Consider the following 13602-nt stretch of genomic DNA (forward strand, 5'->3'; position numbering starts at 1 on the left):
TATATTATAACTTCACCAAAATTGCGAGAGAACCAAAAGTACTTGACAATCTACAAAAACTGCAATAGCAGGAACAGATTTATATACAAATGAAGCTATTGCAGCTTTAGAAATAGCTGATAATTATAAATCATTAGTATTAGATAAATATTTATTTGATTTGTTTACAGCCAAGCTTATAGATTTAGAAAGTTCAGATTTTAAAGCTTTTGGAAAAAGTTTAAACAGTACAACATTAAAAGAAGTAGATATTCCATTACCACCACTTGGTGTTCAGAAAAAGATTGTTTCGGAAATTGAGGAAATAGAGAACATAGAGAAGAGTAACAATAAAAAGATTGATGAATTAACACCATATTTATTAAAATCTCAATACTTTGAATACCCTGAACAACGAATAGATAGAATTACTACTATGGTACAGCGTGGGAAATCTGCAAAATATGGAAAATCTAATATTCAAATAATTAAATCTGGTCAAGCAAGAGGATATATGGAATTTGATTTTTCTCAAAAACACTATGTTGCTGAAAGCTTTATTTCTGATGAAAGAAATTTGGTTAAAGGTGATTTACTGATAAATTCTTCTGGTGTTGGTACTGCAGGGAGAGTTACTCTTTTTAATTTAGATGGAGATTTTGTAGTTGATAGCCATGTAACAATTGTAAGGTTTAAGAAAGATTTAGTTAATCCCCAATATGCTCTTTATGCCTTTGCCAATATTGGATTTAAAACAATTGAAAAAATGGCAACTGGTCAAAGTGGTCAAATTGAACTAGCCTTACCAATCATAAACAATATGAGAATACCACTGCCACCAATTGAAATACAAAATAAAATTGTTATGGAAATTGAAGCAATTGAAACTGAAATTGCTAGTCTTAAGTTTGCAATTTCTGACAGTGAAGAAAAGAAGAAAGCCATTCTATTAAAGTATTTATAAACAACAATCAAAAATTATCATAATTTGATAATTTTTGATTGCTATTTTTTTTCTTAAAATATAAGAAAACTTAGTTCACGACAGATAATAAGTTTGGAATAATATATAAATGTAATCAGACTATAATAGATTATATATTAATGACTAATTGCAATAACAAATTGAACTAATTTCTATTTATGATATAAACACTTGTATTTACTTAGAGTTTATAAATTTGATCCAGGTGTGATTCAAACAGTTCCTCAGGAGTTTTGTAGTTAAGTATTCTCCTAGGAAGAGTATTCATCCATTCTTCTATGAAAGCAATTTCATCAGAAGTATAGTTTGAAATACGGTTGCCCTTCGGGATAAAACGACGTATCAGACCATTATGACGCTCATTAGTACCTTTTTCAAAGGATGAGTATGGATGAGTGAAATATACCTTTGTATCAGTTTCATTTTCAAGTGTGGATAAGTTAGCAAATTCTGAACCATTATCACCAGTTATAGTTTTAAAAACTTGGCTAAACTGGTCACCAAATAAACTGCGTACTCTATTTAGAGCATCAGTAGCAGCTTCAGCGGTTTTAGCTGCAATGTTTACAACCATAGCATATCTAGTTTTACGTTCAACTATTGTAAGAAGTGCGTTATCATTATTGGATTTTTCGCCAATAACAGTATCTATTTCCCAATGACCAAACTCATTACGAGTGTTTATCTCTACTGGGCGATCTGATATGCTAGAACCAAGTTTCTTCTTGTGCTTTTTAATCCTAGTAGGCTTTGTATTTCTACGTAGCTTTATTGGTAAATCAGTATTTTTTACATCTAATAAGCCAAGATCTATATAGTTATACAATGTTTTTGTGCAGACCATTTGAGAGCGCTTAAAACTACCGTTAGCGATAGCTCTACCAACACAAGCATCTGGTGACCATGAAGCATTTTTAATTTTATCCACAGTATACTTGATAAATTCACTGCATTTTAAGCGTTTAAAAGTACTGCAGCAGTTTATGAGATTCTTTTTATATACGGCTTCGCCGGTATCAGCAAGGTATATTTCAATGCGCTTTCCTTGCTTAACTTGAATGGTAGTTCCACGACGAATTTCATTTAAAACAGTGTTGATTGGTCTACCTAGTTCCTTTGCTATCCTATAAGCTGAATGGCCATCTTTTATACGAAGCTGAATAATCATACGCTCTTTAAAATTCAAATGTTTATTTTTACGTAATTCTGTGTTATTATTTTGATAGTCCATAGTGATTATCCTCCGTGTATGTTTTGGTTTGGCGATTAAATCATAACACAGAATAATCCACTATGGATTTTTTTATTAGTTCAATTTCATTTTACAACAGGTCATTATATATTAATTATGTTTTATCGGTTTTATTTTTAATTGATTAAAGCTTTTCTTTATATCTCCATATAATTCGTTTATTAAAATATCATTCTTATTTAGGATATCATTCCATTTTATAAACAAGGAGCTATCAGCATCATCTTTTACTTCATTGAGAGTTTTAATGCTTTCTCCATCAGCTATAGCTGATGATGTTTTTGGTAAGTAAAAAGCATCAAGGAAATACAAATTTACCTCATTTTTAGAACCTCTTTGCCCTCTACCAACTAATTGGCGTATATCTATTAATGTATTAGATGCTATAGAATCCTTAATGTTGGATGGTAAATTTGTATAGCTATAACATACTTTTAAACTTATAGAAGTTTCATTTGATTGTTTAACACATTCTTTGAAAGTTTTTTTCCCATTTTTGGGTTTATTTAATGCATACCTAGTAATAATAGCATTTACATAACTGACATTAGTTCCGTTATCATTAGGAGAAGGAAGTATCCTATTTAAAACTATAATATTGTGTATATAACTTGAATTTTCACCATTGGCTTTCATTATATTATATCCTCTATTTACTACAGAACCAATTACGATAGCTATATCTATGGACTCGTTGTCTAAATTACTTAAGTTCTCAATATTTGATATTTTAATTACTTCAGAATCATCCAATTTTTTATTATTTTGTAGTGTATTATTAGCCAATATCTTTATAATATAACCATTGTTGCTTAAACATTTTATTTCATTGTATACAGTAGAGGCATCATCATAGCTTGAACAACTGAATAAAGTAGCTTTTCCAACCCTTCTTGCGTCTTCTACTAGTGATGGTAAGAAAGTCTTTGTTATAACTCTGCATAATTTCTTAATATTAAGTTGTCTTTTATTACCACTTGAGGAAATATTTATTGCAAAGTTATTTTGACCCTCTTTAATTATTACTGGGCTGAAGTAAGTGTTAATTGTATTATCATCTTCAGTCTGTAAGTTACTTTTAATTAAATAGTCTACAGGATATTTTATAGCATACAGTGAAGAATTTTTTTCAAATGCTGTAGCACTAACAAAAAGCATGGGTGGTGCAGCAATTTCATATGCTGAAGCGACGTAATCTCTAGTGTTATACAATAGTTCTCTTCCTAAAATTGAAAAGTCTTTGTATATTAATAAACCTTCTTTATCCCATTTTTCTAGAGAAAATCCTGTTAATATCCAAGCTAAAGATTTTGGTAAGTAAAGAGATTTTAGTAAACTATTAGATGGTATTTCATGCTTTTCTTTATCTATAAAAAGCAATATAGTTGGTAAAAATACATTGGTATATTTTATGTAGTTGTCAATATGATTTATAAAAAGTATGAAGTTATAAAACTTTATGGCTTTATCCTTATTATGTTTTTTGTCGTTAATATAAGTGATAGTATATTTTTTTATATACTTAGATTTAGTAAAACGTTTATACTGTTTGTTAAACAATTCAATATTATATTCAATATTTGTACTTAGGTAATCAATATAATTAAAATTTAACTCATCTTTAATATCAGTGTCTTGAAGATAGTTCATAAAGGATTGAGCGAATTCGATGGAGTTATTTTCATTACTATTAGCATATATTAAATTACCAGTAGTGTCCCGTATTTCTTGGATATAGGTATTACAGTACATACTGATTAAATTAAAAGTAGTGAAAGTTTTTGTACCTACTATTTCTTTTATCATTTCATCTTTATCATTTAAAAGAAAATTATTACAAGCAGCATCAATAAACGCATCTGTTTTAGCTGTATCTATGACTTTATGATTATGAAGAAAAGGCAAAGTGCCCATTTTAGTCCTATCAATTGTACTATACAATCTTATAATATTGCTTATATAGCTATCATTATATAAATTAGCATCTTTAGAATATATCTGACTTTCATATATTGCAGCATTATCAAAATTAACTTGAATTAAGTCGGCTTCGTCAACAATAATAAAATCAGATATAGAATATAAAGTTTCGATTAGACTACGATTATATCCATCAAATGAAGAGTTTACAGAAGAAGAACATAAGTTATAGGATGTTGTTATCAATATGTTTGAGTTTAAAAATTCTCTTGTAAGGTTATGATAGCCACATATATTTGTATTCTGGCATCTTTTACAACTATAAGATCTTTTAGTCGTAGCTTCAGCATCTGAAGAAATGTAATTATTAAAGCAAGTACTATCTAGATTATTTATAACACTTTCATTTTCTTTGATTGTCTGGAATATATTTAATTCTTTATTTTCATTCATTTTCGTCTTTATAAATTCACTTGTATATTTATTTCTGTCATGACCTACAATCACTGAAGCTTTAAATCCCATTTTTATATATTTTTCTTTGATTTTTATGCCATCTGCATGTTTTGAAGTTAAAAGCAAAACCCTCTTATTATGTTTTGCTAAAATAAAAACGATAAAATCAAGTAATACTGTTTTGCCACTTCCAGTTTTTCCACATAAGTGAGTAATTTCCTTAAGCCGTATTATATCGGATTCAATTAATCCATTATCTTTTACAGCATAATATTTTAGTTCATTTAATAATTGATGTCCTATATACTTAAAATCTTCATTTTTATTAGTTAATTCTTCTATATAGCTCTCCAATTTATTACTTAATACTTCATTAATTAGATCATAGGATGTTAATGTTTCATTTCTTTTAGTATTTAGAATTAAATTTAAAGCTTCTTCGAAATCAGTAGAGTCCATAGATTTTTTAGTTAATCCAATAGTATCTTTCGAACTAAGTAGATTTGCGTATATATTAAATCTTCTTTTATTATAATTATTCAATGATAAATTAATCATATCTTTATCAATAGTAAATAGTTTATAATCTTTAACTCTACCTAACACATTCTTAAAATACCAAGTTATCAAATTACTAGTTTCTGTTTTACCTTTATAAGTTCCTAAATAGATTAAAGATATATTAACTATATTTTGTTGTTCGGTGCTATAGTCTGTGAAATTATGGCTTAAACCGCTGAAAATGTAGTCTATGTCGTCTTTTTTGAATTGTTTATTAAGTATTAGATATACTGAGGTAAGTAATAGTTCAATAAATATAAAGTTTGATTTTAAAATGAAATAATTATTATCTCTATAATGTAATAGAGGAAAGTCTTTTTCTGAAAAATTATCTAAAGTATCAAATCCTTTTATATTTTCTGAAGCATTCTTAAAAACTATATCATTGAATATTTTTCTTGCCATTATATCACCCCTTGAAGATACTGGAGAAGAGTATCTATTGAATGTATTTTGTAACCCAATGTTTTTAAATCAGACATAGAAGGATAAACTCTTGAAGGAACTACAATAAGTCTATTTTTGTAATGTGGCTTTTTATCTAGTTCTTTCTTCAAATAAGCTGGAATTTCATAAGCCTTTGCGTCTAAAAGTAATTCTTTGGTACTAATATATACTTTTATATCACCTTCAAGTTCTAAAGAAGGAAATAATTCGATTTTATATCCATTTTTCTCTAGAGCTTCTTTTATTTCGATTTCAAGTCGTGTTGGTAGAACGATATCCTTATATGCTGAAGCTTCAGCTACTAATAAATCATTTGAAACTTCAGTATATAATATTTTGTATCCTTGGCATTGCTTATGGTACTTAAAGGAGTCAGAATCATCGCCTATTAGATAACCACATCTTTCACATGTAGCGATTTTATCTCTATTAACGCGTATAGTTTTATAGTTGCTTTTTACATAATTGAATATAAAATCTCGATCTTCTTTTGATAATGCAGGTAATTTAATAAATATCTTTAACTCAACAGCCTCTTTAATGTTTTTAAACATGCTTTTATGGATAATAGGGTGATTTGATATAAATAGCCTTGTATGAGTATATATAATTTGTCCATGTTTATGATTTTGACAAAACTTATATAACTTATCGAATCGAGTTTCAGACCTAATATTTAAAGCATCTAATATTTCAAGTAAGTTAGTATTTACTATATTATTATCTAATAAAGTAACATCAAGACTTGAAGCATCAATATATTTTTCTATATTTTCAACATTCATTTCCTTGATAGTAGTTTCATTAAGATAGTTAATAAAATCAGGTATATTATTAAATTTTATTGATTCATGTTTATACATTACAGAATATAGATTTTCTATGCTGAAGCTTTTTTTATTTGCATTTAGAACCATATCTAGTAGGTGCTCAAAGTATTCAATTGTGATCATGGGGATAACTCCTCTCCATTAAAAGTATTTACTAAAATATGTAAGATAATTGTAAAAACTTGTTTCATTACAATGTATTTCAGATGTTAATCTAAATCTTGATAATTTTATTAATGATGCTAGAGATACTTTATCCATTTTATTTTTTATAATTTTTATTCCAAAAGCTTTTCTGTCTTGATAAGTTTCAAAAGCTCCAGTAACAATTTTATCTTCAGTATTGTTTTTAGTTTTTCTCTTCATAAAATTAACTAGTTTGCTACCATAAACCAAAGATTTTCTTTGAGCTTGAGTCTTATCTCCAATTGAAACAAAAGTATTATCATCAAATAAAAATAATGTTGGAGTAAAAGTTAAATCAGCATTAGTTGCATTTTTTACAATCACTTCAATATCTAATAAAGTAGTTTGTACAACATTATCTGAAACAGAAATAACTTTTTTGGCTAATTCGGAATGTATTGATTGAAGTTGATTACCCTCTAAAATTAGTATTTTTTCTGTTGTGTCATTTTTTAATATATCTAAAAGATTGTTTAATAAAATATCTTCTATCTCATGTAGAGTAAAATGCTGGAGATCGAAAGTATGGTCTTTTAGATTATAAAAACTTTTGTATATATCATTTATACTAACAAAATTAATGGGTATACTCTCAAGAACTGGTGACACTTGGATAGATTTTTCAGTAACCTTTATAATAAAAGGCAATATAAATCCTTTATGGTATGTACTTTCTACAAAAGAGAACGTATAAACTGTTTTGTTATCTAAATATGCTAGTGCGTTATAGAATCCAATACATTGAAACAGCTTGCATAATCTTTGCCTTAAACTATTTATAGTAATTGTGGAGGGTACAATAAACTGGTTAATAAAGCCAAGTTTAATCAAAGCTTGTCTAATTATTTTTTTTGCATCTGTTTTATCAGGTAATTTTTCTAGCTCAACTAAAAATAAAGAGTTATCAGGTATTTTGCCTATAGCTTCAGTAATTACATTAGCTCTATCAGTAACAGTTTCACCTTCATAGGTGTCGTTTAATATATAATCATTGCATATATCAATAATATTAATGGTAATAGTAACATTATTAGAAAAGGTTACAACAAAAACATTTTCACCATGTGACTCAACCTTCTCATAGTCTGTAAAAAGGCTCTCTTCCGCTAAAGTTGATGTGAAAAGTTTATTAATCAGCGTAATTATTTCACTACTAGCTTTTCTTATAACATATAAATTGAAGTTATTGTATTTACCTTTATAAGATGATACCAATAAATCTATTTTGCTACCTTTCCTAGCTATTTTTTTGATTTCTGAAGGATAAATTACCTCGGTTTCAGAAACAGAATCAATAAGGTTTAAACCTTTAATATTTTTTACTATGAATTCTGAAATATCTAATTTATCATTATTGTGCAAACTATCACTAATAAGCTTTTTCTCTTTGATTCCTCTGTACTGATTGTGTAACAAAAACATATCATTTCTTGAGGTAGTATCTTTTAGAAAATTTTTAATATCATTAAATGTAATACCTGTCGTTTGTTCTAAACTTTTAATAATTTCTCTGTAGTCCCATTTAGGGAATATAAAGATAGCATCATTTTCAGATTTTTTAGTGAAAAATTTAATTGCTATATATTGCTCACCATCGAAAACGTAAAGTGTTGAATTTTCATTTTTTCCATAATGAATCTTCTTAAGCAAATCAGTTTTTTTACCGATTTCATGTTCATAGCTATCAAGTATTACTTTTGTCCCAATAATAATATTTAAATAAAGCTCTGAATTTCTTATTTCTATTTTAGGGGTAATAAATAAAGCGTACCTTTTAAGTTGATTATTATAGTTATAAGCTTCAATAATTTCACTTACAAGTTCATGGGTACCATTATATGATGGATAAAATGAAATTTCTTTAGCATCTTCTACTGCTTCAGCACATGTGCCTATTGTTATTTTTTTATTTAAAAAATATTTCATAAATAGCATTTTAAGTAAGGCAAAATTTTTGCTATCTATAAAAGTATTTTTAGTTGCTTTTCCTTTGTAGTCTAAATTTACACTAAAATTATCAGTTTTCAAATTATTTGCATCTAAATATGCTTTTAAGTCTTGGTTAAATTTATCTCCAATGTAATCGGTAACTGAAGTTGATAAAAGCCATTTTATTCTTTGAATTTCTTCCTCACTTAAAGAACTCTCACAAAATAAAAGTGGCTCCTCATTATCAATATCATTTACAAAAACTCTATATGGTGATATTGCATTAAGTTTATACGGTATATTTATTAGATTTCTAAACTTCCGATCCTTCCGTAAATCTTCCCAATTTTTATTAAGTACGGTTGTATGAAATTTAATTATTTCAAGTATTGCTTTTTTAATTTCTCCGTTTACGGAATACACACTAAAAGTATTATGTTCTAAAAATGAATCAGTTATTTTATAAGATAATACTTGAATTGTTTTTTTTGCCATTATACGTCCTCCTAGTATCTTTTGCTAATTAATAATGTTATTTTAATTTATGTTAATTTTAGGCTAAAAAATAAAATAAAAAAAGCCGTTAAACACTAATATTAATAGCATTTAAAGGCTTGAAAAATTAACTTTTACTTGAAATTCAACTAATATTTTGATATAATAAAAACATTAATTGGATATTAGTAATAAAGAAGTTCTTTCTAACAAGCTTTTATGTGCTAACTACACATAATTGTTTTGGCCTATAAGATGTAGTTCGAAGTACATCCTGTAGGAGTTGAAAGGCTTTTTTATTTTTTTGGATTTTCTATATAATAGCATATGTTCCGAAAATTAGCAAATTTTAATTTATATAAGGCTTATGTAATTGATGTAATATTGAGTGTTTTTAGGGATATACAATATTTGTGGCGAAAAGGAACCTAAAAATATGTACTAAAAAAGCAATTCAGATAAGTTTGTCTGAGTTGCTTTTTACTCTTTTTATATTCTCTACTATGTGGTAAGGGATGACCATCACTTTTTATGCTGTAATTGTGAAGTAACAACTTACTGTATTTTAATTGCTATGTAACCACAGTACCTTTTTAATGTAATTTGGTAAACAGGCTTTTAATGTATTAATTATATCACATATAAAGAACTTAACAAAACTCTTCTTAAAATTATAGTAGACAATATCAAGTTATAGAAATAAGGGATGAAATGGCTAAATAAAGTTTAGTATTTTATATTAAGACTGGACTAAAATACATATAAATTTAACAGCAACTGTGTATACAGAGTTGTAGTGCAACTATAATAATTAACATTCTGCTCAAACTTTTTAACAAAAATTAATTGAAACATTGAATTACATAGTTTAATTTTGAGCAACTTTATTTCAACATTAGTTATTTTTTACGCAAAAATGAGATTTGGGGAAATTGCTTTGATGAAACTTTTTTACAAACCTACACTTAGCCTAACTAAAATTATTTAAGGGCATTAAGCAATTAGATATTTCTGTTTGTAATATCTAAAAATTTTTTAGAAAAAAGTTTTATTATATAAATGAATAGTTATAACCTGGAAAAAATGAATATATTTACTATCATTCAATTGTAATGTAAAATTAGGATGTATTTAAAATAAGGGAGGAGCTTAATATGAAAAAAATGAAGATCTTTATATCAACTATGCTAATTTTCAGCAGTATCAATGCATTTTCGGTAAAGGCTGCCGAGAGTAGTTCTGTGGATGCCACATCTCAAACGATTGGCCAACTATCTCCTAAAGAACAAGCTTTAACTAATGAAAAACTAAAACTATCTGAGGACTACTATAATAATAAAAAAAATAATAAAACTATCAATGGTATGGTGCCTATGACCTATAATTCAAGTAAAGTTATGTATTATCCATATAATAAGCAAGAAGCAGGTAATTGGTGTGGACCAGCTGCAGCATATAATGCGATTACAGGATACAAGCCATCTTTAGTTGGAGTTGCAACTCAATATTCATTATCGCGTGACTTGGGTACTGGAGCGCCTGGTGGGAATGGAACACCTATACCAGGTTCATGGTCATATATAATGAATTCATATTTAGGAGGAAACAATTATGCAGTAATAATGGGATCATCATATAATGCGACTGATTGGAGAGCGAAAGTTAAAAATTGTGTAATCTATACAGTAGATAAAGGATACCCAGTTATTGTGGATACTAAGCAAGATCCTTATGGTATTAAATTGTATCCTAAGTATAGTTATATTGATGATAGAGGAGTTAATGGAGCTTCTACGTTTCATTACATAACTGTAACTGGTTATGATGATACACCTGGAAATGATAGGATTTTCTACAGTGATTCTCATCCGGATTTTAACGAAAGATATTGGACATACACTACTAATGTAGCTACAGTGTCTAATCCTATGGGGATAATATGGTAGTGATATGGTTCGAATCTCCTATATGGAGAGCTACTATGCACTTTCTGTAAGGAGATTCTTATGAAAAAGATTTTCAAAATAATTTTAATTATAATTATTTTATCAATAACGGGCTTATTAATTTTTTTTGCTAACAAATTTAACTTTCAAATAATAAATGCAAAAAAAACATTAGAATATACTCTTCCTAATGATACTAGAGTAATTGATATCTTGGATAAAAATAATTTTTATATTCAGAAAAAAAATGATAATTGTATATATTTATATAATTTAAAAACCAAAATATTTTCACCAATAATTAAACCAGTAAATAATGGAGAAATTGTGGATGCAAGATTTTCAAATCATTGGAGTATATGGACTCAATTTCACAATGGCTTATATACTATATATTCTCAATATAAATCTACAACTCATATAAATGAAATTAATGGAGCTAAAGCCGAAAACCAGCCTGTTATATCATTAGATAACGATTATTTAGTTTACTCAGTGACTGATAAAGAAAAGTCTTCAATTATACTTTTTAATCTGAATGATAAAAAATCTATAACATTGGATTCAAAATCCAAAAATGATAAAGATATTTTTTCACAACCAGACATTAGTAATAATTTAATAGTTTGGTCGAAAAGCAAAAATGTTAATAACTCAATTTATAGCAATGTATACTGCTATAATATAAGAGAAAATAAAAAAGATTTATTATCAGAGAATTTACCAATATTGAAGCCTAAAATTGATAATAATATAATTGTGGCAACAAAAGTCAAAAGTAATACTGAGTATACTGAGAGTTGTATTAGTATTTATGATTTCAATAAAAAGAGTTGGTCTGATCTAATTGATGAGAATTCCGAGATATATCATGGGATGAAAAATGTTTCGATTGATGATCCACTAATCAGTTCTAAATACATTACATGGTGGGATAATTATTCTTCGAAAATTTATTTATATGATATTAAAAATTGTAAAGTATTGGATATATCTTCTGATAAGACTTCTGATTTAATTAACCAGGCATATTTAATGAGGGATAATCTTATTTTCTATAGAAGTGTCAACAAAAATAATGAATTATCGCATAAATGTCTAATAATTAACTATTAGGGGGAATCAATGATAACTATTAAGATTAAAAGCAAAAAAGTGGTTCTTATTCTTATTCTTATAATTATATTAATTATGATTTTTTTGATAGGATTTTCTCAATCTTTTAAGCATCCAATTAAACCTCCAGAGTTAAAAATTACTTCTGATAAAGTTAGTTTTTTGGCTGTTAAAAATGAGTATAATTGGTTTGAAAATACAGGAAGCACTAATCTAGGAACTTATTCAATTGAAAAAGCAAAATCTATTAAAGGATATAAAATTGGGAAAGGGCAGATAATTAGGTTAGAATTAACATCTAATAAAGGCTTAAAAGAATTTAATGTAAAAAAAGTTGAAGGAACAAGCATATATGACTACAATATCACAGATATAACCACTGAGACTTCATTTATAGCCCCTGAACAACCTGGTGAGTATATTTATCAAGTTGACGCATTTTGGGATGATACACACTCAATTCAATATGTATTTAAGGTATTTGTATCAAATTTAAATAACTAATATTGTTATTCCATAATTTTGCAAAGTCTCACGAAGAATATAGAACTACATTATTGAAAAAATGAATCATCAATTTTTCAAATATGAAATTTTATAATTTTTAATTTTGGCAGATACTTGATCTATGTGTATTCAGCATGGGTAACAACTTAGCGGTGAAAGTCTGCTGTGGACTTGATAGTGGAAACTATTAGTTAATAACGAAACTACTGAAAAACGCTTACTTTAGTTGGAAGTAAGTGTTTTTTTGTTCCGTTAAATTAATACTATACATAATTTAAGAAATTTATTTTTGAGGCTTTATAGTGATACTAGAGTGCAAACAATTAATACTTTCACCACAGATTGTCAACTACTGGTTAGATTGAAAATTCGATGATACTTATATTGGAAATTATCTTACAATGATTTTAAGATAAATTCTCACTCATAATAAGTTCAAAACTGATAATTGGGAGATATTAAAATGAAAGATATAATAATATTGCGTCAGTTTGAGGAAAATAGTGTTATTCATATTATAGGGAAAAGATTTTTACTGAAAGACTTTTTTTCGTCTGTATTTCAAAGAGTTACTAACAACGCTATTAATTGAACCTATTCTTTGTATTAGCAATTGTGCTTAGAAAGTAACAGATATCATGTAAAGGATAGGTATTAGTATCTCTCATGATACTGTATTAAGATTAATAAGAAAGCTACCTCAATACACAGTTAGAATTGATAGTTCAGTTAAAAATACAGGTATAGACGATTATACATTTAAAAAGAGAGAAAAATACTGTACGTTAATTTGTGATATGAACAAAAGAATGATTTTAGATATATTACCAAGTATGAATAAAGAAGTAATATTTGATTGTTAAAAGAAACACCTACAAATTAGTCTAATTAGTAGATCTAGCTCAATATAATATTCGGGCACAATTACTGAGTTATTACCTAATACGATACATGTTTCTATTTCACTTAATAAAAAATTTGATTGATATCACT

At 27.1% G+C, this 13602-nt stretch carries 8 protein-coding genes; 4 read left to right on the forward strand and 4 right to left on the reverse strand.

Features of this window, described 5'->3' with window-relative positions; translation table 11 throughout:
• The first annotated feature begins 64 nt into the window (after window positions 1-64).
• The gene (locus tag GXK57_RS24885) at window positions 65-943 is read left to right on the forward strand and encodes a restriction endonuclease subunit S (RefSeq protein ID WP_279285532.1); all 879 of its coding nucleotides are present in this window, start codon (window positions 65-67) and stop codon (window positions 941-943) included.
• Between the two features lie 202 nt (window positions 944-1145).
• Here GXK57_RS24885 and GXK57_RS24890 read toward each other — a convergent pair whose 3' ends face one another.
• From GXK57_RS24890 to GXK57_RS24905, 4 genes are all read right to left on the reverse strand, one after another.
• Window positions 1146-2195: an IS30 family transposase gene (locus GXK57_RS24890; protein WP_160680718.1), complete on the reverse strand. Its 1050-nt coding sequence runs from the start codon at window positions 2193-2195 to the stop codon at window positions 1146-1148.
• 111 nt (window positions 2196-2306) lie between these two features.
• Complete coding sequence (locus tag GXK57_RS24895; RefSeq protein WP_160680719.1) at window positions 2307-5558, reverse strand: hypothetical protein; 3252 nt, start codon at window positions 5556-5558, stop codon at window positions 2307-2309.
• A complete protein-coding gene (locus GXK57_RS24900) occupies window positions 5558-6553 on the reverse strand; it encodes a hypothetical protein (RefSeq protein ID WP_160680720.1) in 996 nt (331 codons plus the stop codon). The genes GXK57_RS24895 and GXK57_RS24900 overlap by 1 nt, the downstream gene beginning before the upstream one ends.
• Before the next feature lie 18 nt (window positions 6554-6571).
• Complete coding sequence (locus tag GXK57_RS24905) at window positions 6572-9040, reverse strand: hypothetical protein (protein WP_160680721.1); 2469 nt, start codon at window positions 9038-9040, stop codon at window positions 6572-6574.
• Between the two features lie 1154 nt (window positions 9041-10194).
• Here GXK57_RS24905 and GXK57_RS24910 point away from each other — a divergent pair.
• The 3 genes from GXK57_RS24910 to GXK57_RS24920 are packed head-to-tail and all read left to right on the forward strand — an operon-like array spanning window position 10195 to window position 12606.
• Window positions 10195-10986, forward strand: a complete 792-nt coding sequence (locus tag GXK57_RS24910; RefSeq protein ID WP_243156511.1) for a C39 family peptidase — start codon at window positions 10195-10197, stop codon at window positions 10984-10986.
• A 60-nt stretch (window positions 10987-11046) separates the two neighbouring features.
• On the forward strand, window positions 11047-12102 hold the full coding sequence (locus tag GXK57_RS24915; RefSeq protein WP_160680722.1) for a hypothetical protein: 1056 nt from the start codon (window positions 11047-11049) through the stop codon (window positions 12100-12102).
• A 9-nt stretch (window positions 12103-12111) separates the two neighbouring features.
• Window positions 12112-12606 (forward strand): hypothetical protein, encoded by a 495-nt coding sequence (locus GXK57_RS24920; protein ID WP_160680723.1) that lies wholly within the window; start codon window positions 12112-12114, stop codon window positions 12604-12606.
• Window positions 12607-13602 lie beyond the last annotated feature (996 nt).

The organism is Clostridium sp. C8-1-8 (assembly GCF_009928445.1).
In the GTDB taxonomy this organism is placed as follows: domain Bacteria; phylum Bacillota; class Clostridia; order Clostridiales; family Clostridiaceae; genus Clostridium_AR.